This window comes from Chitinophaga sp., assembly GCF_035564935.1.
In the GTDB taxonomy this organism is placed as follows: Bacteria; Bacteroidota; Bacteroidia; order Chitinophagales; family Chitinophagaceae; genus Chitinophaga.
The window spans coordinates 12,876-36,390 of record NZ_DATMTE010000132.1 but is presented as its reverse complement, the minus strand read 5'-3'; the positions used below and the strand labels follow the sequence as shown (position 1 = coordinate 36,390).

General features: G+C 48.5%; 16 protein-coding genes. 9 read left to right on the top strand and 7 right to left on the bottom strand.

Annotated features, from left to right (window positions below; genetic code table 11):
* Positions 1-477 (top strand): Crp/Fnr family transcriptional regulator (locus tag VN105_RS03620; RefSeq protein ID WP_325638016.1); only part of this gene is annotated, 477 nt, incomplete at its 5' end.
* 6 nt (positions 478-483) lie between these two features.
* Here VN105_RS03620 and VN105_RS03615 read toward each other — a convergent pair.
* The gene (locus VN105_RS03615) at positions 484-1,176 is read right to left on the bottom strand and encodes a Crp/Fnr family transcriptional regulator (protein WP_325638014.1); all 693 of its coding nucleotides are present in this window, start codon (positions 1,174-1,176) and stop codon (positions 484-486) included.
* On the bottom strand, positions 1,163-1,948 hold the full coding sequence (cobA, locus tag VN105_RS03610; protein WP_325638012.1) for a uroporphyrinogen-III C-methyltransferase: 786 nt from the start codon (positions 1,946-1,948) through the stop codon (positions 1,163-1,165). The genes VN105_RS03615 and cobA overlap by 14 nt, the downstream gene beginning before the upstream one ends.
* Before the next feature lie 185 nt (positions 1,949-2,133).
* On the opposite strand from cobA, the gene nirB reads away from it, so the two are divergent.
* From nirB to VN105_RS03580, 6 genes are all read left to right on the top strand, one after another.
* A complete protein-coding gene (gene nirB / locus VN105_RS03605; protein ID WP_325638010.1) occupies positions 2,134-4,632 on the top strand; it encodes a nitrite reductase large subunit NirB in 2,499 nt (832 codons plus the stop codon).
* A gap of 25 nt (positions 4,633-4,657) precedes the next feature.
* The gene (gene nirD, locus VN105_RS03600; RefSeq protein WP_325638008.1) at positions 4,658-5,035 is read left to right on the top strand and encodes a nitrite reductase small subunit NirD; all 378 of its coding nucleotides are present in this window, start codon (positions 4,658-4,660) and stop codon (positions 5,033-5,035) included.
* Positions 5,036-5,120: 85 nt separating this feature from the next.
* Entirely contained in the window at positions 5,121-6,443 is a 1,323-nt protein-coding gene (locus VN105_RS03595) for an alginate export family protein (protein ID WP_325638006.1), read from the top strand.
* Positions 6,444-6,460: 17 nt separating this feature from the next.
* Positions 6,461-7,750, top strand: coding sequence for an MFS transporter (locus VN105_RS03590; protein WP_325638004.1), 1,290 nt, complete (start codon positions 6,461-6,463; stop codon positions 7,748-7,750).
* Positions 7,751-7,770: 20 nt separating this feature from the next.
* A complete protein-coding gene (locus VN105_RS03585; protein ID WP_325638002.1) occupies positions 7,771-11,268 on the top strand; it encodes a molybdopterin-dependent oxidoreductase in 3,498 nt (1,165 codons plus the stop codon).
* Positions 11,269-11,270: 2 nt separating this feature from the next.
* Positions 11,271-12,743, top strand: a complete 1,473-nt coding sequence (locus VN105_RS03580; RefSeq protein ID WP_325638000.1) for a rubredoxin — start codon at positions 11,271-11,273, stop codon at positions 12,741-12,743.
* On the opposite strand, the gene VN105_RS03575 is transcribed toward VN105_RS03580, so the two are convergent.
* Both VN105_RS03575 and VN105_RS03570 read right to left on the bottom strand, forming a co-directional pair.
* A complete protein-coding gene (locus tag VN105_RS03575; protein ID WP_325637998.1) occupies positions 12,718-14,793 on the bottom strand; it encodes a hypothetical protein in 2,076 nt (691 codons plus the stop codon). The two genes, VN105_RS03580 and VN105_RS03575, sit on opposite strands and share 26 nt — an antisense overlap.
* 117 nt (positions 14,794-14,910) lie before the next feature.
* Positions 14,911-16,107: a glycosidase gene (locus VN105_RS03570; protein WP_325637996.1), complete on the bottom strand. Its 1,197-nt coding sequence runs from the start codon at positions 16,105-16,107 to the stop codon at positions 14,911-14,913.
* Between the two features lie 235 nt (positions 16,108-16,342).
* Between VN105_RS03570 and VN105_RS03565 the strand changes: the two genes are divergently transcribed.
* Positions 16,343-17,497 (top strand): MFS transporter, encoded by a 1,155-nt coding sequence (locus tag VN105_RS03565; RefSeq protein WP_325637994.1) that lies wholly within the window; start codon positions 16,343-16,345, stop codon positions 17,495-17,497.
* 34 nt (positions 17,498-17,531) lie between these two features.
* On the opposite strand, the gene VN105_RS03560 is transcribed toward VN105_RS03565, so the two are convergent.
* Both VN105_RS03560 and VN105_RS03555 read right to left on the bottom strand, forming a co-directional pair.
* A complete protein-coding gene (locus tag VN105_RS03560; RefSeq protein WP_325637992.1) occupies positions 17,532-18,341 on the bottom strand; it encodes a tyrosine-protein phosphatase in 810 nt (269 codons plus the stop codon).
* A gap of 44 nt (positions 18,342-18,385) precedes the next feature.
* A complete protein-coding gene (locus tag VN105_RS03555; RefSeq protein WP_325637990.1) occupies positions 18,386-21,262 on the bottom strand; it encodes a TonB-dependent receptor in 2,877 nt (958 codons plus the stop codon).
* Between the two features lie 230 nt (positions 21,263-21,492).
* Between VN105_RS03555 and VN105_RS03550 the strand changes: the two genes are divergently transcribed.
* Positions 21,493-22,605 carry an AraC family transcriptional regulator gene (locus VN105_RS03550; protein WP_325637988.1) on the top strand — a complete coding sequence of 371 codons (1,113 nt, stop codon included), beginning with the start codon at positions 21,493-21,495 and terminating at the stop codon, positions 22,603-22,605.
* Here the strand turns inward: VN105_RS03550 and VN105_RS03545 are convergent.
* Positions 22,573-23,508, bottom strand: coding sequence for a LysR family transcriptional regulator (locus VN105_RS03545; RefSeq protein WP_325637987.1), 936 nt, complete (start codon positions 23,506-23,508; stop codon positions 22,573-22,575). The genes VN105_RS03550 and VN105_RS03545 overlap by 33 nt on opposite strands.
* Positions 23,509-23,515 lie beyond the last annotated feature (7 nt).

The window sequence follows — 23,515 nt, the reverse complement described above, 5'->3', positions numbered from 1 at the left end:
TGGGGGCCTGATAAAGAACTCATCGTCCGCTTTGCCCAACAGGGCGATATCCTGGGGCATCGTGGCCTGGGTAGCGGGGAGCGGCTGTACACTGTTTCAGCAACGGCAGTAGAAGACACAACGGTGTGTTATACAGAGCTGGCATTTTTTGAAGCATCGCTGAAAGTGAATCCCAGCTTGTCGCTGAAGCTGATGCAATTTTATGCAGATGAGTTGCAGGAGGCGGAGAGGAAAATGCGCAACCTGGTGCATATGGATGTAAAAAGCAGGCTGGCAGATGCTTTGCTGGAACTAAGCCGGTTGCATAAAGCGCTTCATTTTACTATCAGCAGGCAGGATCTCGCTTCGTTTTCAGGCACTACCTATGAAACTATTTACCGCAACCTGCAGGAGTTTATTGCCGAAAAACTGATTACCGTGGAAGGGCGTGCCATTACCATATTAAGCGAGAAGAAGCTGCGCAAATACATTGCCTGATAGGGGCTAATTGATTTCCGTAAGGCGTAATAATTTATTTTCATTCAGGATAGTGATACTCTTACCCGAAACAGCCACCATCCTCTCTTCTATCAATTCATTCAATACCCTGAAAGTGGTTTCATAGGTAGCGCCGATATAGGAGGCGAGGTCTTGTTTGCTTAGCGCCAGGTCAATAAAACCATCTTTATTAAAACCAAACTTTTGCTGCAGCAGTAGCAGTGCATTGGCCATACGGCCTTTGACAGACATATGCGCCAGGTTGCGCATTTGCTTTTCGGAGGTTTGCAGTTCCTGTGCATAGAACAGCATTAGTTCGTACAGCAGGTCATGATTGATTTTGAGAGATGCCTGAAAAAAATCCATCTCTATAAAACAAACCTTTACAGGTTCCAGCGCAGTGGCAGATATGGGATAAAAATGTTCAGTGCCGCCTATCCCGCGATGCCCGACTATATCCCCTTTTTGTGCAAAGCGGACGATGAGTTCTTTATCAGGCCCCCAGTGTTTATGCACTTTCATGCGGCCTTCATAGATAAAGTAGATACCCTCCACCTTATCGCCTTCTTTAAACAGGGTTTCTCCTTTGTTCAGCATAAAATTTTTGCGGTGCAATGTTGTTGCAGGCGCCCATTCTTTCAGGGATAACCGGCAAAGGAGACAGGTTTTACCATCACAGCCCTGTTTATCTTTCTTCATGTATTGTACTACTGTTTTGTAATTGTTGCAATGTTCCGTCCGCCAGCAGGGATTGTAGTCTTACTACCTCCCCTACCACTATAATAGCAGGGTTGCCCATACCCGCTGCCTGGGCGCGCCACACAATATCCCTTACCGTGCCGGTCACCATTTTCTGCTGTGGTGTGGTGCCGTCCTGGATAATAGCTACCGGTGTATTTGCCTTGCCATGGGCCTGGAAAATATCCATGATGCCCTCCAGTTTACTCATGGCCATCAGGATCACTACGGTGGCAGTGGATTGTGCTGCCAGTGCAATGTCCTTTGAAATATCGCCGGACTGCGTGGTGCCGGTGGTTACCCAGAAACCTTCCGCGATCCCCCTGCAGGTAAGCGGTATCATTTGTGACGCCGGTACAGCCACCGCACTGGAAATACCCGGTATCACCGCTACCGGGATCCCATGCCTGCGGGCGGTTTCAATTTCCTCTACCGCCCTGCCAAACACGAAGGGATCGCCACCTTTAAGCCTGACAACGTGGCCGTGGGTAAATGCCATTTCCACGATCAGGTGGTTAATTTCCTGCTGCGACAGGGCATGACAACCATATCTTTTGCCTACAAACTTAATCACCGCTGCCGGTGAGGCATAGGTAAGCAGGGATTCGTTCACCAATGCATCATATAATATAACGTTGGCCTGCCGGATGGTATTGATCGCTTTCAGGGTGATCATTTCAGGATCTCCGGGCCCTGCTCCTACTAAAGATAAAGATGGATATGATGCCTGCATACATATTGTATTTAAAATTATGTGATGATTTAACATTGAATCTTATATAAAATTAAAACAAAAACGCTTAATTTTATAATCAACATCATACACCTACCTTAAAAATCATCTCCAAAGCAAGAAATAATATTATATTAAATTTATTATAATATAATTCAAGTTTTCTGATCCTTAAATATAGTCGAATGAAAATAGTAGTAATAGGAAACGGTATGGTGGGCTACAAATTTTGTGAGAAGATCCTTTCCAAATCTGCCGATACCCCGATAGAACTGGTTGTATTTGGTGAAGAACCCCGTCCCGCCTACGATCGTGTACATCTTACTTCCTGGTTTGACGGTAAAACAGCTGACGATCTGCTACTGGCTACGGCCGACTGGTACGCAGAGCAGGGTATACGGCTGCACCTGGGCGACCCCGTATTACAAATTGACCGCACGCAGAAAACAGTACAGTCCTATAAGGGCATTGTGGAAAACTACGACTACCTGGTAATTGCCACCGGTTCTGCCGCCTTTGTGCCACCGGTACCGGGCATGGATAAAAAAGGTGTATTCATTTACCGCACTATAGAAGACCTGGAAATGATGAAGGCCTATGCGCCCAATGCCAGCAGCGGTGCTGTAATAGGCGGCGGACTGCTGGGACTGGAAGCCGCCAAAGCCCTCCTGGACCTGGGCATTAATAATACCCATGTAGTGGAATTCTCCTCCCGCCTTATGCCCCGGCAGATAGATGAACAGGGTTCGGCTATCCTGCAGAACAAACTGGCCGGGCTGGGACTGAAAGTATTAACCGGCAAAAATACCCGCGAAATATTGGGCGACGAAGCCATTACCGGTTTACAGTTTTCCGATGATACTATCCTGGAAACGGATATCCTGGTGGTATCTGCCGGTATTAAACCACGTGACGAACTGGCCCGCGCGGCAGGGCTGACCGTTGGTCCGCGCGGCGGCATCGTGGTAAACGAACAGATGCAGACAAGTGACTCCTTTATATATTCCATTGGTGAGTGCGCACTTTACAACAACATGATCTATGGCCTGGTGGCCCCGGGTTATGAAATGGCAGAAGTAGCCGCCTCCCATATAGCCGGTGAAGTGAAAGCCTTCACCGGTTTTGATATGAGCACCAAGCTAAAACTCATCGGTGTAGATGTGGCCAGCTTCGGGGATCCGTTTTCCGATCCTGAAAACTGCCACAGCATTGTATTTGAAGACAAATTCAAAGGCACCTACAAAAGGATCAATATTACTACAGACGGCCAGTTCCTGCTGGGAGGCATCCTGATAGGCGATGCGGCAGCCTATAATATGCTGCTGCAAACCACTAAAAATAAACTGGCACTGCCTTCCAACCCGGAAGACCTGCTCCTGGGCAACAGAAGCGGCAGCGCCGACACAGGCGCCGGCGTTACCGCCCTTCCCGATGAAGCAATGATCTGCAGCTGCGAAAGTGTAAGCAAAGGCGCTATCTGCCAGGCAGTAACCGACGGGTTTGAAACACTGGATGAAGTAAAGAAATGTACCAAAGCCGGTACCTGCTGCGGCGGCTGTACTCCCATGGTGAAAGACCTGATCACCGCCACCATGAAAGCCCAGGGCAAATATATCCGCAACGTGGTATGCGAGCACTTCCCCTACTCCCGCCAGGAAATGCTGGATCTTATTAAGGTAAAATCGCTCCGCTCCTTTGATGAAGTGCTGGACCATTACGGCGACGGCGAAGGCTGCGAGGTGTGCAAACCGGTGGTAGCCTCTATCCTTGCCAGTTTGTGGAACGATATGATCCTTGATAAAGGCAATGACACCGCACAGGACTCCAACGACCGCTACCTCGCCAATATCCAGAAAGGCGGTACTTATTCTGTGGTTCCAAGGATCCCGGGCGGGGAAATTACGCCGGAAAAACTGGTAGTGATCGGCCAGATCGGTACTAAATATAACCTCTATACGAAAATTACCGGCGGGCAACGCATCGACCTGTTCGGCGCACACCTCAGCGATCTGCCCAATATATGGGAAGAACTGATTGCAGCAGGTTTTGAAAGCGGCCATGCTTACGGTAAAGCGCTGCGCACCGTAAAAAGTTGCGTGGGCTCCACCTGGTGCCGCTTCGGGTTGCACGACAGTGTGAGCTTTGCCATCAGGATAGAAGAACGCTACCGTGGCCTGCGGGCGCCGCATAAAATTAAATCGGCTGTATCCGGCTGTATCCGCGAATGTGCAGAGGCACAGTCGAAAGACTTCGGCATCATTGCCACCGAAAAAGGCTGGAACCTGTATGTATGCGGTAACGGCGGTTCCAAACCCCAGCATGCACAGTTACTGGCATCAGACATCGACAGCGAAACCTGCATCCAATATATCGACCGCTTCCTGATGTTCTATATCAAAACAGCCGATCCGCTCACACGTACTGCTACCTGGCTCAACAAACTGGACGGCGGTATGGATTACTTACGCAATGTGGTGGTGAATGATAGTCTTGGTATCGCCTCCCAGCTTGAAACAGAAATGCAGTTCCTGGTAGACAACTACAAATGCGAATGGCGTGAAGTAGTAGAAAATCCCGAACTGCGCAAGCGCTTCTCCCACTTTGTAAATGCCCCGGCCGACAAAGACCCGACCGTAAAATTTGAATCGATGCGTGCCCAGAAGAAAGCCGCAGAATGGAAATAAATTCTTTACACAAAAAAACACTGCTATGTCTACTACTCACACTACTACCATCAGCTGGTTCCTTGCCTGCAAAACATCGGATGTACCCACCAATGGCGGCGTTTGCGTAAAGTATAAAGAGGAACAGATAGCCCTCTTCTTTTTTGCCCGCAGAAACGAATGGTATGCTACCCAAAACCTTTGCCCGCACCGCCAGCAGATGGCGCTCAGCCGTGGTATGACCGGCACCGTAAAAGATGAGCCTAAAGTAGCCTGCCCTTTTCATAAAAAAACATTCTCATTGAAAGACGGCCGTTGCCTGTCCGACGAGCATGAATGTTCTCTCACCACCTACCCTGTAAAAATCGTGGACGACATGGTATATATAGGTGTAGCGGCTGAGATGGAGATGGCCGGTGTATAATATAACAAACGAAACCCGGCAGCTGGCAGGCTAACCGGGTTTCTGACCTGAAATGATTGGCTCATTCAAAATCAACCAAAGTTACATGAAAAAATGGTTTCCAGGCAAGGTATCACTGATACTTCCCGGACTGTTATTATCACAGTACGGTTATGCACAACTCACACTCGGTGCACAACTCAGAACCCGCACCGAGCTACGTAACGGACAAGGATCACCGCAGCCGGAGGGCGCCGCCCCCGCTTTTTTCACTTCCCAGCGCACCCGGCTAATGGCAGGTTTCAGCGCCTACCGCATCAAACTGGGACTAACCCTGCAGGATGTACGCGTTTGGGGACAGGACGGATCTACCATTAACCGCACCACTACCCCGGATAACAACGGGTTTATGCTGCACGAAGCGTGGGCGGAAATATTACTGACAGATACAGTGGTAAAAAATAAAAGTCTTTCGCTGAAAATTGGCCGGCAGGAGCTGGTGTACGACGACAGCCGCCTGTTAGGCAATCTCGACTGGCTGCAGCAAGGCCGCCGGCATGATGCAGCGGTACTAAAGTATGAAAGCAACGCCTGGACCTTCCATATAGGAGCTGCTTTCAATCAAAACAAAGAAAATGCCAGCGGCAGTATCTACAACGCCACGCCTCCCGGTAACTATACGGCAAACACCAACGGCGGAAATATGTACAAAAGCCTGGAGTATGCATATGTATCCAGGAAACTGAAAGAGGGGAATTTATCTTTCCTTTTCCTGGCCGACCAGTTTTCAAAATACCATATCGACAGCGTGGAGCATGTGGCGGTGAAAACATATGAAGGCGCCGTGAATACCCGCATGACCACAGGATTGTTTTACACGCAGGCATTCAACAGATTTACCTATACAGCTGCCGCGTATCACCAGTTTGGTACCAACGGGAACGGACAAACGGTGAGCGGCAGTTTACTTTCCGGATCTTTCTTTTACAGTGTGAATAAAGTACTCAGTGCAGGGGCAGGTGCGGATTATACCAGTCCTGATTTTGACCCGTTGTACGGCACACCGCATAAGTTCTGGGGTAATATGGATTATTTCTATGTGGCCAGTGGTTTTGGCAATAAAGGATTACAGGATTATTACATAAAAACAAAACTAAAACCGGATGATCGTTGGGCATTAACCGGCGATGTACATCAATTTTTCAGTGCAGCAGCTATCACAGGCATGAATAAACAGTTTGGGACCGAAGCAGATGTAACAGCTAATTACACACTTACCAAAATGATAGGGCTGGAAGCAGGCTACAGTCATTTCTGGAGTACGGCCGCCTTATCTTCCCCTACTGTTAAAAATGTAAAAAACGCTGCCCCGAACAGTAACTGGGCCTATATCTCGGTTAACATCCGGCCTCAATTCCTGATTAAATAACCTGTAAAACATTACACATGGCTGCTCCTTTAGAAAAATTAAAAATATTCAGTATTGATACTATACAGATGCGCACGTTTCATATTACGTGGCTGATGTTCTTTGTGTGCTTCTTTGGCTGGTTCGGGTTAGCGCCGCTGATGCCTACCATCCGCGCCGATCTTGGCTTAACAAAATCGCAGGTAGGCAATATCATTATTGCTTCCGTATCCGGTACTATTATAGCAAGGCTGATCATTGGCCGCCTGTGTGATACCTGGGGGCCGCGCAAAACCGCTATCCGCCTGCTGCTGATAGGTTCGTTACCGGTATTCCTGGTAGGATTATCAAAAGACTATACCTCCTTCCTGCTGTTCCGTTTAGCCATCAGCGTTATTGGAGGTTCTTTCGTTATTACGCAGTTTCACACCTCCCTTATGTTTGCTCCTGCCATCAAAGGCACTGCCAATGCGGTTACCGGTGGCTGGGGCAACCTGGGTGGAGGCGTTACCAACATGGTGATGCCGGTAATATTTGCTGCGATCGTTGGTTTTGGTTATACCAAACATGAGGCATGGCGGTATGCTATGATACTGCCCGGGCTCATGATGCTTGGTGTAGCTTACCTGTATTACCGTTACACAAAAGATACGCCCAACGGGAATTTTGATGAGATAGGATATAATAAGAAAGATAATAAAACGGATTGGTCTGTATTAGGCGACTGGCGTATCTGGGCGCTCACGCTGGCATATGGTATGTGCTTCGGAATGGAGATCACATTCGACAATGTAGCATCCTTACATTTTGTAGATACTTTTCAACTTTCGCAGGGCAGCGCAGGGTTCTGGGCCGGCATCTTTGGTTTTATGAACCTGTTTGCACGGGCATTGGGCGGCATTATTTCAGATAAAACAGGCGCCAGGTTTGGCATGAGAGGAAAAGGATGGTTATTGGCCCTGATGCTGCTGGCGGAAGGTATTGGGTTATTATTATTTGCACAGGCAGGATCGCTGGCTGTAGCCATCATTGCCATGCTGAGCTTTGCGCTTTTCCTGAAAATGGCCAATGGCGCTACTTATGGCATCGTGCCCTTTATCGATGAAAAAAATGCAGGACTGGTAAGCGGCATTGTTGGCGCAGGGGGCAACCTGGGCGGCATGTTGTTCGGCTTCCTGTTTAAATCAGACAGTATCAGTTACGTACAGGCGTTCACGTATATCGGTTATGTAGTGATAGCGATCTCCTGTATTGTAATGCTGACACGCTTTACCAGGCAGCCTGCCACGGAGGAAACGGCGGTAGGAACCCCGGTAGCGGTATCATAAATCATTGTAAAACCTTAAGCATGCAAGCATCATTCAAATCCACCTGTTGCTATTGTGGCGTAGGCTGTGGAATAGTGGTACATAAAGACCGGCAGGGCAAGCTGCATGTAGAAGGTGACAAAACACACCCGGTTAATAAAGGCATGCTTTGTTCCAAAGGTATGAACCTGCATTATACGGTAATGGATACTTCAGACAGGTTGTTATATCCTGAGATGCGGTATCACCGTAACCTTCCACGGCAGCGGGTTACATGGGACCAGGCATTGGAGCGCACCGCCGCGGTGTTTGCAGCGATCATTAAAAAACATGGCCCGGATGCAGTAGCCTTCTACGCATCCGGGCAATGCCTCACAGAAGAATACTATGTAGTAAATAAACTGATCAAGGGATTTATTGGCAGCAATAATATAGATACTAACTCCAGGCTGTGTATGAGCAGCGCAGTAGCAGCTTATAAAATGGCTTTGGGAGAAGATGCAGTGCCCGGTACCTACGATGATATAGAGCAGGCCGATTGCATTTTTGTGGCAGGCGCCAATCCTGCCTGGTGTCATCCTATTTTATGGCGCAGGGTGGAAGCCGCCAGGGCCGCCAATCCCGATATGAAAATCATTGTGAGCGATCCCCGGGTTACACAAAGCTGCGCACTTGCCGATGTGCACCTGCAGGTAAATCCCGGAACTGATATTGTACTGCATCACGCCATAGGCCGGGCGCTCATCACCAGCGGGTATACCGACAGCTCATTTGTGGAAGCGCATACCAATGGTTTTGACCAATATAAGGATGCTGTGATGGAACGCACCATAGAAGAGGCAGCGGCCATTTGCGGTGTGGCTGCAGAAGACATTCACAGGGCGGCTGATTACATTGGCAATGCTACCGGCTTTATGACTTTCTGGACAATGGGATTGAATCAAAGTTCTGTTGGTGTACATAAAAATCTTAGTCTTATTAACCTTCACCTGATCACCGGGCATATCGGCAGGCCCGGCAGCGGTCCGTTCTCCTTAACGGGGCAGCCTAACGCCATGGGAGGCCGCGAAGTAGGTGGCTTATCCAATCTTCTCCCGGCACACCGTGTGCTGAACAACCCCGCGCACCGCAAAGAGGTGCAGGCATTCTGGGGAGGTACGGAACTTTCAGATAAACCGGGTCTTACCGCTACCGAAATGTTCACCGCACTGAACGACGGCCGGCTGAAAGCCATCTGGATCATGTGCACCAATCCGCTGGTAAGCTTACCGGATGCACGCTTTGCAGAAGCTGCGCTGCAAAAGGCAAAATACGTAGTGGTGCAGGAAATATCCAATAAACCCGAAACGCTGCGTTATGCAGATGTGGTACTGCCTGCTGCGGCGTGGACGGAAAAAGAAGGGACCATGACCAATGCCGAAAGGCGCATCAGCTATCTTTCCAAGGTAAACGATGCACCTGGTGAAGCGCTGCCTGATGCAGAGATCATCTGCCGGTTTGCACAAAAAATGGGATATCACGGCTTCGACTATACGAATATGTCGGAAATATACGATGAACATTGCCGGCTTACTGCGGGTACCAATATTGATGTAAGTGAGCTGAACTACAACATTATCAAAGCGCAGCGCAGTGTGCAGTGGCCCTATCAATCGGGCAGCGGTACGCCGCGGCTATTCCGCGACCACCAGTTTTACACGCCCGATAAACGGGCAGTGATCCATAGCTTTGACGATGAAAACAGGTCGGAGCCACTCAGCAGCGAACTGCCTTTAATTCTTACCACCGGCCGTATACGCGACCAGTGGCATACCATGAGCAAAACCGGTAAGGTTAGTAAACTGAAGCAACACATTTCCGCCTCCTTCCTGGAAATGCACCCGGAAGATGCGCGGCAACGCGGCATTTCGGCCGACGATATTGTTACCGTAACCAATGGCCGTGGTACCGTGCGGGTGAAAGCACAGCTAAGCAATACCATTAAAAAAGGAGTAGTGTTCCTGCCTATGCATTGGGGTAAAATACTTCAGAACGACCTGCATCGCGCCAACAATCTTACCAGCACCATACTGGATCCCATTTCCAAACAACCAGACTTTAAATATGCCGCAGTACAGGTGGAGCGCTACCGCAAGCCGGTACAGAAAATTGTGGTGATAGGCGCCGGAGCCGGGGCCTGCGGCTTTGTAAAGTCGTACCGAGAACTGAATACATCGGATGAAATAGTAGTGTTCAGTAAAGAAAATCTCCCGTTCTATAACCGCGTTATGCTGCCGGACTATATCAGCGGCACACAACAGTGGAAGCAGCTGGTAAAAATGACCCGTGCAGAGGAAATAGCTTATAACATTACGCTACACCGGGGAGTAAGCATTACGCATATTGACCGGGCCAGCAAATTACTTACAGATAGTAATGGGAACGTACATACGTATGACATCCTGCTGATGGCCACCGGCAGCCGGGCAGCCACGCTCCGTGATATTCCCGCCATACCGGGCATTTTTACCATGCGCACCAGGATGGATGCAGATGCGTTCAAACAGCATATAGATCCCGCCAGGGGGAAAGTAATGATAGCTGGGGGTGGATTATTGGGGATTGAGCTGGCAGCATCTCTCAAAGAAATGAATATAGACGTTGGCGTTATACAACGCACTTCCCGGTTAATGGACCGGCAACTGGATACACTTGGCGGGCAGTTACTTTATGAAGAGCTCACCGACAGGGGCATTGATATTTACTACAATGATGAGATCAACCGTTTTTCCGGGCACGAACAACTGGAAGGCATCCAGTTAAAAAGTGGCTTGTATATTCCCTGCCAGGCGGTGGTGATGTCTATCGGCACCGTTCCCAACATAGAACTTGCGCAGGCTGCGCAGCTGGAATGTAATCGCGGTGTGGTGGTAAATGAATACCTGCAAACCAGCGACCCGGAAATATATGCCATAGGCGAAATTGCAGCCTTCAACGGAACGCTGTATGGTATTACTGCTGCCGCGGAGCAACAGGCGGAAGTAGTGGCGCGTTACCTGAACGGCGATATCAGCAACTATTACCAGGGCTCCCTGTTTATGAATATCCTGAAAATGCATGGTACCGATCTTTGTTCGCTCGGAATGGTGGAAACGCCTAAAGATCCCGCATATGAAGAGGTGGTGTTCATTGACAAAGCGAAACGGTACTATAAAAAATGTATCATTCACCAGGACAAGCTGGTGGGTGCTATCCTGATTGGCGACAAATCGGAGTTTATTGAATTCAGGGATCTTATCCAGCAAAAGATAGAGTTATCTGATAAGCGACTGGAGCTTTTACGCTCCGGCAAAAAGGGCACACCGGTAGTTGGCAGGCTGGTATGTTCCTGCGGCAATGTAGGCGAAGGCAATATCATGGAAAAAATAGCCGGTGGCTGCGATAACCTGCAACAGCTTTGCCAGGCTTCCGGCGCCGGGCTCGGCTGTGGCAGCTGTAAATCGGAGGTGAAGGCATTACTGGAAAAATCTATTCAAAAAACCGCAGCGGCACTCGTATAATTATGGCTAAACATACGCATACCTTATCCGTTAACTTTACCGGTGGCATTATTTCACCGGGCTACCTGCTGGAGCTGCTGGATACGGCGGCCGCTGCACATGCCACACATGTACGTTTCGGGTTGCGGCAACAACTGCTGATAGATGTACCGGATAAAGGCATTGCTGCCTTTAAAAACAGCTGTGCGGAAAAACAATTACCTATTACCACACAGCCCAACATTATGAGTTCCTATCCTGCCGCCGGCATCTTTATCCACAACAGCTGGCTGAGCGAGGGAATTTATAAAGATGTTTTTAACGGGTTCGACTATACGCCGTCATTAAAGATCAATATATGCGACAGCCAGCAAACATTTGTACCGCTGTTCACCGGGCATATCAACTGGATCAGTTCCGACAGCTTACATTACTGGTACCTGTACATCCGCATGCCGGGAAGCCAGCAGCTGTACGCATGGCCTGAGCTCATTTATACCAATAACATTGCAGCTATGAGCAGGCAGCTGGAGCAAAGCATTAATGAGGGCGACTCGCCCGAAGAAGTGTACCAGCAGGTAAAACAGGCCGCGAAATATATCAGTCGCCCTAAAGATAAAGATCCGGATCTTCCTGCTTTTCATTTGCCCTACTACGAAGGTTTTAACAAACACGATAATAGTTATTGGTTGGGTATTTACCGGAGAGACGAAGATTTTCCGATAGCTTTCCTGAGAGAAGTATGCACTATTTGCCTGGAAACCCGTGTAGGGCAACTGTATGCCACGCCATGGAAATCGCTTATCATTAAAAATATTGAGCCCGCCCATCGCAAGCTATGGGATTATGTGCTGGGAAAATATGGTATCAATGTACGTCATGCTGCCAATGAGCTGAACTGGCAGGTGGAAGACAACTGCGAAGACGGGCTTGTACTGAAGCGGCATATCATCCGTTATTTTGATACCGCCGACGTGCGGACCTATGGTTTATGTTTTAGTGTAAGGATTAACCGGCCGGCCAGTCTTTTTGGTACGGTGGTGATCCGCAAGCAGGAAAACAGGCATGGCAGCAAGCTGAAATATATGCAGCGCTACGACATTCTTTATACAGCTGGTTACAATGCCAATTCCGCACAATTGCTGTTATATCGCGAAGGCGTTTCCAAAGAGCACCTGGGTCCTTATATTGTATCGCTGTGCAGAACCTTTTATGAGCAGGAAAGCGAGGCCAATGTGCTGCAGCATTATGTAACGGAACAACAATCACTGGTAGCGGTAACGGCGGTAGAAAGAACGGTGCATCAATGCACGGAATGCTTAACCGTGTATGATGATATTGCCGGCGATCCGGAGCAGCAGATTCCTGCAGGTACCCTATTTAGTGAGCTGCCGGCAGGTTATTGCTGCTTCGTGTGTTCATCTCCGTTAGATGCTTTCAAGCCGGTAAATGAAGCGGATTTACACCCGGTTACTTTATCCACACACACTGTGTAAACGCACCGTTTGCAGCTGCATCCCACAACTCAAAGCGTACCCATTTACGGTTTTCCAGGTTGATATTAAAGGTGAACGATTTCGAGCCGAATGCTTTTGTATCATGCAGTAAAATTTTATCCCTGTAAGTTTTTTCCCCGTCGCCGGAGATAATTACTGCATAATTAAGCGGGAAAGTCCAACTGGCAGTTACTTTCACTACTCCTTTCTGCGTCGCCGGGATTATACTGCCGGAGGGTTTTCCATTCACGGTAAAAGCGGGCAACAGTATTTCACCGGTAGTAACAAAAAACCTTCCCTGTTGCATGGCATCAAGAACAGGTTGCCACCCGTCTTTAAAAGCAGGCAGGTGATCCAGCTGCAGGTAGTTTACATTCAGGTGTCCATATAATTCATCTTCCGGTGTAATACGGAAAAGATCGGCTTCTGCAATCATTGTTTTACGGAAACCCCAGTTGCCCATATCATCCAGCAGGTCTAATGCACGTTTGCCGAGATATGGCTGCGAAAGGTCGGCAGGTAAAGCTTTCCAGGCCGCCCCCATAAACTGTGGCGATGCAAAAAAAGCTTCTTCCTTATATTTATCAGGGAACCCGGTAGAGCCTTTGGTACGTGCATGTGCTGTCCAGGCCATTCCCTTTTCCTTTTGCAGCAGTTGCAGCATCTCTTCTTTATTTCCTATGTGGTATACTTTTCCATACACAGGATCATTGGCAACAAAAGGTTGTGAGGGCTTACGGTCCATTACCCAATACACCGGTTTGGGGAAAATATTCATCCAGTGGCCGCCGAAAAAGTTGTTGGGTTCTTCGCCAGGCAGCAGCAGGAACTTAGCATTGGATAACCGTTCACACTCTTTGAACAGTGTTTGCTGTTCAAGGAAACGCTGGTTTTCCGGACCGCGCGGGTGACCCGGACCATGAAATTCCCCCAGGTGAACAATGTCCACACCGGTTTCCCGGAAAGCCTGTATAAATGCGGGAGTTTCCGGCATAGACACTTTGTTCAGTACATCTGCGGTATGTTCCTGGTGAAAGTGGCTGCTCATGGTCTTGTATCCGGGAAGCGGTGTATAGGTATCGCTGTGCGTATAGCGGCGTACCTCCTGTAATGTGTGATCTGCGGTAGTATTGCTGAGCAGGCAAAAGAAGTGCAGGCGCTGTGCAGTTCCGGGAGGAGCGTTAAACCAGGGCACCCATCTTTTATCGCCTTCCGGCTCCTGGCGTATGCCAATGCCAAATCCCGGCGCTGTTTTATTATAATTATTCCCGTACCAGGTGAACGACTGGTTAAAGCAATTATCCAACGGATAAAAGAACTGGTGCGGCGCAGGGAATACAGCCAGGCTGCCGGTTTTGCTTTCCCCGATAATGGTACGATACTTTACCGCTACATTGGTGCTTTGTTCACTTTTTACCGCCGGTACAGACTGCATGATACCTTTAGGATCCGCCCAGCGTACTTGCTGCCATGGGATATCCGTTGCCGTTAGTCCCGCGTCATAGAGAATAGCAGTGGAATCTATCTGGGTGGTCATTACGGCGGCTATATTCATTAACCCGCTGCCATTATACAGTGTTATTTCTATTGCACCGCTGAAAGGCCCTGCGGTTGCGCCCGCCACCCGTATAATGGTACGTGAGCCATCTGTAGTAACGGCAACACTGTCTTTTTGTAATTGCACCTGGTAGGTAGTGCGGGGCAATTTTGCTGTTTTATCAAAGAAGATATTCCAGCCATTCTGAGATACCAGGTCGCGTTTGCCGGTGGTAAGAAAAAATACCGGTTGCAGGTCTGAGGCCACCGGTTGCCATGTTTTCTTCCCGGTATTCCATCTGAGTTTGTGAATAAGCGGCTTTCCCGGTTCCAGGTCCAGCACTATCTGCGCCTGCTGATTGGCGCCGGAAGGCCACACGGCTGTAAGCAGTTTGTCCGTTACATTTACTTTTGCTTCAGCAGAGGGTTTGTAAGCGTTCAGGTTAACCGGCACCTGGGCCACCACGGGTAAATAAAAAAAGCAACAGCTAACAAAATACAGGAAGAAGCGCATAACAGGTGGATATTTAACTGACAAAAAAGGAGAAATAATTACCGCGGTAATCATCTCTCCTACAAAATAATAATTGTCAGGATAACATCCTCCTATTTTTTACAACCGGCGCCACACCTAAGAAGCAAATTTAATAAAATCCAGGTTTTTACTCACCTGGCCGCATATACGTTGTACAGTACTATCGGATGTAAAACCGTCTGCCGGTGTATTAATAGCATAATCCAGCATACGGTCAACCGTAGTAGTAGCTACATGCATGCGGGTATCCGACGACGCATAATATACAAAGATGTTCCCGTCTTCGTCTGTTATCCAGCCATTGGAAAATAATACGTTGGATACATCGCCTACCCGTTCCTCACCTTCCGGCGCCATGAAATAACCGGCGGGTTTATATATTACTTCAGCAGGGTTTTCCAGCGAAGTGATAAATACGTATAGCGTATAGCGCAATCCTGCTGCGGTATTACGCACGCCATGCGCCAGGTGTAACCATCCTTTACTGGTTTTTATTGGTGCGGGCCCCAGTCCATTTTTTGCTTCATACACCGTATGATACACTTTTTTATCCAGCAGCTGTTCTTCATGAATAACCGCACGGGTGATATCATCGGCCAGTCCGAAGCCGATACCACCTCCATTACCTGCATCAATAAAGCCATCCTGCGGGCGTGTATAAAAAGCATACTTCCCGTTTATCCATTCAGGGTGCAGCACTACATTGCGCTGCTGCGGGGAGCTTGTTTTCAGATCCGGCAGCCGCTCCCAGGCGAGCAAATCCCTGGTGCGGACAATACCGCATTGCGCAACAGCCGACGACTGATCTCCGGCGGTTGCTGCAGGGTCTCTGCGCTCCACGCAGAACAGGCCATAGATCCATCCGTCTTCATGCCGGGTTAAACGCATATCATATACATTCGTTTCCTTATCGGCCAGCTGTGGCAATGCAACAGGATAATCCCTGAAACGGAAGTTGTCAATACCATTAGGGCTTTCTGCCACTGCGAAAAAGGATTTCCTGTCATTGCTCTCCACCCTTGCTACGAGATAAAATTTACCATTAAGGCGGATAGCGCCGGCGTTGAATACGGCATTGATACCAATACGCTCCTGCAGGTATGGGTTAGTGTCCGGATCCAGGTCGTATTTCCAGAAAAAGGGTATATGCGCTGCCGTTAGTACCGGGTGTTTATAGCGGTTAAAGATCCCGTTGTAGTTACCTGCGGGTTCATTGCTGCGTTTCACCAGCTGCTCGTACTGTTCCTGCAACTGTTCCACCTGCATGATGGCATTCTTCATTGTATGTTCCATAGAAATGATTTAGTATTTATCAGCTGCTGTCCCGGGTCGGATAAAATGTGTGTTACAGGTTGTCAATAAAAATACGGACGGATCCAATACTTTACTGACACTTTCTTTCCCAAATCTTATACTATTTCAATCAACTAATGGTGCCCGGTATAATCAGCACATTTCCGGGCCAAATCTCCCCGGATTTGCCTAATTTTGCACCGTCAATGCCACAAACAGGTGTGTAGCGCAGATCATGTTAGCAGATATTCAAAATGAAACCGATGCCAGGCAATACCGCATCGCTATTTCCGTCTTCTTTTTCATCTCCGGATTAGGTTATTCCTCCTGGGCTTCCAGGATCCCCTCCATTAAGCAACAGTTGCACTTAAATGAAGCGCAGTTTGGGCTGGTGCTGTTGGCGCTGCCTATCGGGCTGATGCTTACCATGCCCATTACCGGCAAACTACTGGGGCAGTTCAGCAGCAGGAAGATCATGGTGTTTGGCGCCATGGTATTTAACCTGATACTGAGCCTTCCGGGCTTTACCACCAGTATCTGGCAGCTGGCGCTGGTACTGTTTTGCTTCGGTTCTGCCCGCAACCTGCTGAATCTTTCCATGAATGCGCAGGCGGTGCAGGTACAGCACCTGTTTCCGCAATCCATTATGACCACCTTCCACGGGATCTGGAGCGTGGCAGGCTTTGCCGGCGCAGCGATCGGCTACCTCATGGTAACTATGAACGTGGCTCCTTCTTATCATCTGCTGATGGTAAGTGTATTATTACTGGTATTTACCATGTATTATTATCCCAAAACGCTTCCGGATGAGCCGGTAAAAGAAACGGTAAAAAGGCCGGCATTTGCACTTCCTGATAAATCATTGCTGAAATACTCCCTGATCTGTTTTGCCTGTATGGCAACGGAGAACACGATGTACGACTGGAGCGGGTTGTATTTTGAAAAAATTGTTGGGGCCAGCAAACCTACTGCAGTAGCGGCATTTGGCATATACATGGTGGCTATGACCACCGGCCGGTTTATTGGCGACAGGCTGGTGAACAGGCTGGGTATCAAATCAATGCTGATGTACAGCGGCTGGTTTATACTTACCGGGTTACTGCTGGCCATTGTGCTGCCTTATCCGGTTACCGCCGGTATCGGGTTTATTTTTGCGGGGCTTGGCGTGGCATGTGTGGTTCCGCTGGTATTCAGCCTGGCAGGCAGATCGAAGAGTACCAACAGCGGACAAACACTGGCTTCCATTTCCACCATCGGTTACCTCGGGTTTATGGTGGTACCGCCATTGGTAGGATTGGTAGCCCAGGCTACCAGTTTGCGCTGGTCTTTTGCCATTATGGCCATCTGCGGTTTGGCCATTGTAGGGCTGGTTAAAGGATTAAAGGAATAGTTTAAGCGGAGGGTGCGCCCCTCCGCTTAAACCGCTAAATAGTATACTTCTCTTTCAGGATCGCCCTTTCCTTTTCACCGATACCCAATTCTTTCTCAAAGAAATTCTCTACTGTACCGTATTTACCTTTAATAGCGTTAAAAAGGCTGTGCAGTAACTCCGGTCGCAGTTCCAGCGCCTTACGGATAGTTTCTTCATCCATACCGGTGCTTTGTTGTAAACCCCGGAACATCCGTTTGTTCATAGGCATCAGGTATACATTGCTGGCCGTGAAATCGGCTTCTATGGTTTGCTGCGGTACGCCCAGTGCATAGAGGAACAAAGCGGTAGCCATACCGGTTCTGTCGCGGCCACCGGTGCAATGATACATGATGGATTCATTGGCGGGCAATACCAGCAGCTTCTGGAACAGCGGCTTGTAACGGTCGCCCAGGTATTGGGTATTGCCATAGAACTTCTCCAGGAAATTGCCATTCTTAATGATCTCGCTCATTTGTGCAGCACCGGGAAGACTGTCACTCCCCGCCGGGCATAACAGGTAATCTGTTTTTGGCAGCAAATGGTCTGGCGCAGCTGCGGATTCTTTCACACCACGGAAATCAATAACTGTATGGATATGTTTTTGTTCCAGCACGGTAAGATCCTGGTCTGTTAAGTGGCTTACATCGGCGGAACGGAATACTTTTCCCCATACTACCTTTTTACCATCCTTTGTTTTATATCCGCCTACATCGCGGAAGTTCACAGTTCCCTGCATACGCACTACCCGTTGAGCGCTATCGGCTAATTGGGCAAAAGTTGCCCCCGGTAAGGCAATTGCCAGTACCAACATTATTTTTTTCATATGTTGTTTGTTATTTTTTTGAGAGATGAATCAGGAGAGATGAATTATTTGATGATATCCCAGCGGATGCCTGCCTGACCGCGACTGCCATACCATTCTTCAGCAGCAATACGGCGCTTATCACCCATATAGGTTTTCAGCGGTTCGTTTGTAATGTTATTAAGTTCTGCAAACACCCGTATTTTAGAAGTGATGTTCACAGTGGCAGATGCATCTACCGTAAAGTTTTTATCTGTCCATATATAGAAATCTTTACCCAGTTGCTGGTTGATGGTTTCCACGGAAGCGCCGCGGTAGTTGCCGGCAATACGGACCATAACGCCTTTACGTTCATAAAAGAGGATACTGTTGAAGAGGTGACGCGACTGGTTAGGCAGGCTGGTTTTATCGGTGATCTTATTTCCGCTTACCGTTCTTGGTACCTCCACCGTTGAACTGATAAAAGTATAATTCAGCTCTGCGCCTAATCCGCTGAGGATGCCTGGCAGGAAATCGAACCGCTTGTTGATGCCGGCTTCCAGCCCGGTGAGTGAAGCATTATTCAGGTTCTTTGCCTGCGCCACCACATAGTTCACGCCATTTTCCACATAGTAGTTTTTGTCTGCAAAAATCACATTGCTGATCTGTTTGTAGAAAACACCACCCGAAATAAGACCGATATTCCTGAAATAATATTCACCCATCAGGTCGAAGTTATTGGAGAAGGTAGGCTGCAGATCCGGGTTTCCTTTGGTAATGGTTACATTGGCACCTGTGTTATCCACAGATTCACCTGGAGTAAGATCGGTGAAGTTAGGGCGGATGAAAGTACGGGTATAGGCTGCACGCAGGTTTGCCTGGTCGTTGATGCTGTATTTGAGATGCAGCATGGGCAGCAGGGCATTGTAATTATTTTTCACCTTAGCCGGTGTAATAATGGTTTCTTTTGGTGTGCCTTCAGCGGTAGCCTTTGAGCCATGCAGGGTAAATGTGGTGTATTCATTTCTCACACCGGCAATCATTTTCAGTTTATCTGTCACATCCACTTCTGCCATCGCATAGGCTGCGGCTACATTTTCTGTGCCTGTATAAATGTTGGTGGCATTGGATTTCGAGGTATAATCTGCGAAGCCGTTCTTACGCAGTGCAGCGGTATCATATAAATCAAACAGCTGTTGTTTGGTAATTGGATCCACCATGAACTGATCGTAGTTGCCTTTCAGACCCTGGAAGAAACCCCCGCGAACCGGGAAGTCAGTAGTTTGTAATGTATTCAGCGGCAGCAACCCCGGCGAATTTGGAATGCCCAGTGCAGCGCCGGGCAGGTATACGATGTTGGAACCGTACATACCGGCGCGGTCTTTATGGCGGTATTTGGCGCCGAATTTCAGGTTTACCCTGGAAGATGCGCTCACTTTAAAGTTCAGCTGTGCGGTTTTATCTTCTTCCTTTGTATCCAGCTGGGCAATCACCAGCTGTTGCAGTGTAAGCTTTGACGGGTCCATTACTTCCCCGCTGTTTTTTATACCGGCATCAAAGTGCAGCGGGGCGCCGCCAATACCTTCCGGGGAATCGAAGCCCCAGTACCGTTTTCCATCTTTAGAAAGATTATTGAAACCGCCGGTGATCTTCTGGCGGAAAGTAGCGATAGGCAAGCCTTTGTTATTATTGGTGGGCGGTGTTTCAAGGAAATATTTGGTGTAATAGTCGCTGACAGCCCAGTCCATTTTCACTTTGGAAGACAGCTGGTGTTCGCCACCCAGTTCTCCTCCGTTAAGCACGGTCTGGTAATACGAGTAGCGATAATTGTACTGATAGCGGCTGTTATTATAATCCACATAGGATTCGTACACCGGGCGTATATCGTTGAACTTATCCATCAGCCCGCGGAAGAATATTTTATGGGCGGCGTTGAATTTGTATTCCAGTCCAACGTTGGCGCCATAGGTTTGGCGTTTTCCCATATACCGCTTAAGCATCACGGTGCTGATAGATTTCTGCTGGACAGGATCGGGCAAAGCCGTGTTGTAGGCTACTTCAAAAGCATCCGTTCCCCATTGACGGTCCCAGATAGCGCCGGCAATCATTACGCCCAGTTTATCCTTAAAAAAACGATCGCCATACACGAGTGAAGCATTGTAGGTAGCATCTTTGGAGAAAGTATTGTACCCGCCGGCAGCGCTTACATTCAGTGTTCTTTTAGCCGGGGCGGTACGGGTAATGAAGTTAATGGACCCGCCAATTGCATCGCCTTCCATATCCGGTGTGATGGCTTTTGCCACCTGCACGTATTGGATAATTTCTGAAGGAACCGCATCCAGTACGGAGTTACGGTTGCCCAGTACATTGGCGCTGGGCAGGCGGCTGCCATTGAAGAGGATCGACGTCCATGCGAACGGCGTACCTCTTACCGTAGCGGCATCCGCTTCGCCGTGGTAGCGGGCTACCGCCACTCCCTGTACACGTTGTACTGCTTCTGCCGCATTGCGGTCCGGTAATTTCCCGATGGCATCTGCCGCAATAACGTCCATGATGGCGAGGGAGTTCTTTTTAATACTGAGCGCTTTTACAGTAGAAGGCGCCATGGTTCCTTTCACCAGTACCTCCCCCAGTTTACCGCCGGTGGGCGCCAGGATAATGTTGCCTGCGTCGTTGATGCCGGGTTTCACCGTCAGTTCCAGTGTTTGTGTTTCATGTCCTATGTAAGATACCAGCAAGGTTACTTTACCGGTGGTGTGTACATTTAAGGTGAATGCGCCGTTCAGATCCGTGGCAGTACCCAGTTTGCTGCCGGCGGTTTGCACAGAAGCGCCGGGCAGGTGTCCTTCTCTTCCGTTAATGATTCCTTTAATGGTTTGTGCCTTTGCCGTGCCTGTTATTACCAGCAGGAGCAGCAATGTGCAGCAGCTGCTATGTTTTAATGGTTTAAAAATGCGATCCATGTGAAGGTATTTTTCAGCAAAAGTGGAGGTTACTGAGCATGCGTTCGACCGCATCCAACTACTGCTACGTGTATACGTATTTTTCGGTTTAAACGTACTCACTTTTATTGGAAATCAACGCCTTAACATGTGTTACGAAATCATTACCAAATGGGGATACAACCGGTAGCAACAGCAGGTTTAACATTGTGGTAATATTGGTTTTATACTTTCGGTGGCATATCCGCACTATGATATATGTTATTGCCATCGGAGCATTTCAGGCGCTAACTGCCGTAGCCTTGCTAAGCAGCAGTAAGCTGCGCAGCAAGGCCGACTTCCTGCTGATCTTATTGTTGTGCAGCATTGCTGCGCATCTCGCTATTAAATTCTGTATCTATTCGTTTGTGAACGACCATGAAGTGCGTACGCAGATGAATACGTTTATCGGCTTTTGTTACGGCCCTTTATTATATCTGTATGCCTGCCAGCGACGGAACGCTGCATTCATACCTGCTTCGCGGTGGTATGTTTTTCTGCCATTTATATTTGGTGCAGTAGGCTATCTTACGGTAGTATGTGTGCTGATGTGGTCTGCCGATGCAGGCCATGCCGTGCTGTATTATTATAATGAAACCACTACCTGGATGATGATGGTACTCGGCTTCCTTTTCCCGGGATCATCGCTCCGCATTGCGAAGCAGTTACCTGATATGCTGCAGGAGAAGAAACTGATCAACAGTATCAGTTACCTGCTGGGTACTATAAGTATAATTTCGCTGGGATTTAAAACGGCGCAATCCCTTCATATGCTGCACGGCTCCTATAATATTATCTGCAGGGACATCATATACTCGTTGCTGTTAGTTGTGTGCCTGGTGATCATCCGGTATAAGTACGTGGGAATTATGGGCTTACAGCCGGCAAAGGCCGACGCGCCTCCGGCAGTGGCGGAGATACAACCTGCGCGCAAAATGCAGCTCAGTGCCGAAGAGCAGCGGCAGGTACTGCAGGTGCTGGAAGCACATCTTCATAAAACCAGGATCTACACGGATGCGGAGCTAAACCTTGACAAACTTGCGCAGGGAACAGGTATCAGCAAATATCATATTTCGGAAACGCTGAACAGTTATGCCGGCAAATCGTTCTACCAGTACATCAGCGAGTGGCGGATCCGGCGGGCCATGGAACAGATCCGTTTCATGAATGAAAAAGCATTGCCTGTGAATGTGCTGACACTGGCGTATGATTGCGGCTTTAAGGCCAAGTCATCTTTCAACCAGTATTTTAAAAAGATCACCGGTCTTACACCTACTGAATATATTAAGTCATTAGTTGCGCCGGGCGTTACTATTCACGAGTAAGGGTCCGCGAAATTCCCCGGTAAAGATCTGTTGTACCTGGTCTATTTCTCCAGCGTACATTGTTTTTTTGCGGGTGCCGAAATACAGTGTGTTTTCAATGGCCGGCTCACCTTCCCATACCAGTTTCATGGCGCCTGATTCAATTTCCTGTGTGCATAAAAAATCAGGGACTACTGAAAACCCTGTTCCGCCGCTGAGGCAACGTACAATAGAACAGATGTTAGGCACAATATAGTTTGGTTTGAAATCCATGTGATGCCGGAAGTTGAGCTGCCAGAAACGTTTCAGGTGTTCCATATCTGCTGCGGTGCTGTACCACAGCTGCTCCCTCAACCAGTTTTCCGCGGCCTTCATATCCTTCTTCTTTAATAATGTGTGCAATGGTTTCACATCTGTTTTCCCGTCAGCTACCAGCACAATCCTTTCTTTCGAAAACGGTTTAAATTCCAGGTTTTTCTGATCCCCTTTCTGCGGGGTGATGATGAGGTCCAGCAGGCCTTTATCAAGGTCGTTGATCATTTGCGGATAATCGCCGAATTTGATGATCACATTAAACGGCAGGGTGGCAATATATTTTTCCAGGGTATACTGAAAGGTTTCGAAACACATACCTATACTGATGGTAGCCCTGCCGGCCTTTGTGCTTTTGTGGAAAAGCTGCTCTGCACTTTCCAGTTTAAGCAAAGGCTCCTCTATAAAGTTATAGATCACCTTGCCTCTTTCTGTGGGCACCAGCTTTTTAGCGGAGCGGTCAAACAGTTTATAACCGGTATATGCTTCCAGGGAATTGAGGTGCAGGCTTACGCCCGGCTGTGAAATAAAGAGTTCCTGCGCCGCACCGGTGAGCGAACCCTGCTCATAAATGGATTTGAAGGTACGGAGCCATTCCAGGTTGAGTCCCATAGTATTA

Coding starts and splice junctions, on each gene's coding strand:
- VN105_RS03570 (WP_325637996.1), bottom strand. CDS start 16,107: ATGGAACATACAATGAAGAATGCCATCATGCAGGTGGAACAGTTGCAG.
- VN105_RS03560 (WP_325637992.1), bottom strand. CDS start 18,341: ATGAAAAAAATAATGTTGGTACTGGCAATTGCCTTACCGGGGGCAACT.
- VN105_RS03575 (WP_325637998.1), bottom strand. CDS start 14,793: ATGCGCTTCTTCCTGTATTTTGTTAGCTGTTGCTTTTTTTATTTACCC.
- VN105_RS03550 (WP_325637988.1), top strand. CDS start 21,493: ATGATATATGTTATTGCCATCGGAGCATTTCAGGCGCTAACTGCCGTA.
- VN105_RS03615 (WP_325638014.1), bottom strand. CDS start 1,176: ATGAAGAAAGATAAACAGGGCTGTGATGGTAAAACCTGTCTCCTTTGC.
- VN105_RS03545 (WP_325637987.1), bottom strand. CDS start 23,508: ATGGGACTCAACCTGGAATGGCTCCGTACCTTCAAATCCATTTATGAG.
- VN105_RS03595 (WP_325638006.1), top strand. CDS start 5,121: ATGAAAAAATGGTTTCCAGGCAAGGTATCACTGATACTTCCCGGACTG.
- nirD (WP_325638008.1), top strand. CDS start 4,658: ATGTCTACTACTCACACTACTACCATCAGCTGGTTCCTTGCCTGCAAA.
- VN105_RS03590 (WP_325638004.1), top strand. CDS start 6,461: ATGGCTGCTCCTTTAGAAAAATTAAAAATATTCAGTATTGATACTATA.
- nirB (WP_325638010.1), top strand. CDS start 2,134: ATGAAAATAGTAGTAATAGGAAACGGTATGGTGGGCTACAAATTTTGT.
- VN105_RS03580 (WP_325638000.1), top strand. CDS start 11,271: ATGGCTAAACATACGCATACCTTATCCGTTAACTTTACCGGTGGCATT.
- VN105_RS03555 (WP_325637990.1), bottom strand. CDS start 21,262: ATGGATCGCATTTTTAAACCATTAAAACATAGCAGCTGCTGCACATTG.
- VN105_RS03585 (WP_325638002.1), top strand. CDS start 7,771: ATGCAAGCATCATTCAAATCCACCTGTTGCTATTGTGGCGTAGGCTGT.
- VN105_RS03565 (WP_325637994.1), top strand. CDS start 16,343: ATGTTAGCAGATATTCAAAATGAAACCGATGCCAGGCAATACCGCATC.
- cobA (WP_325638012.1), bottom strand. CDS start 1,948: ATGCAGGCATCATATCCATCTTTATCTTTAGTAGGAGCAGGGCCCGGA.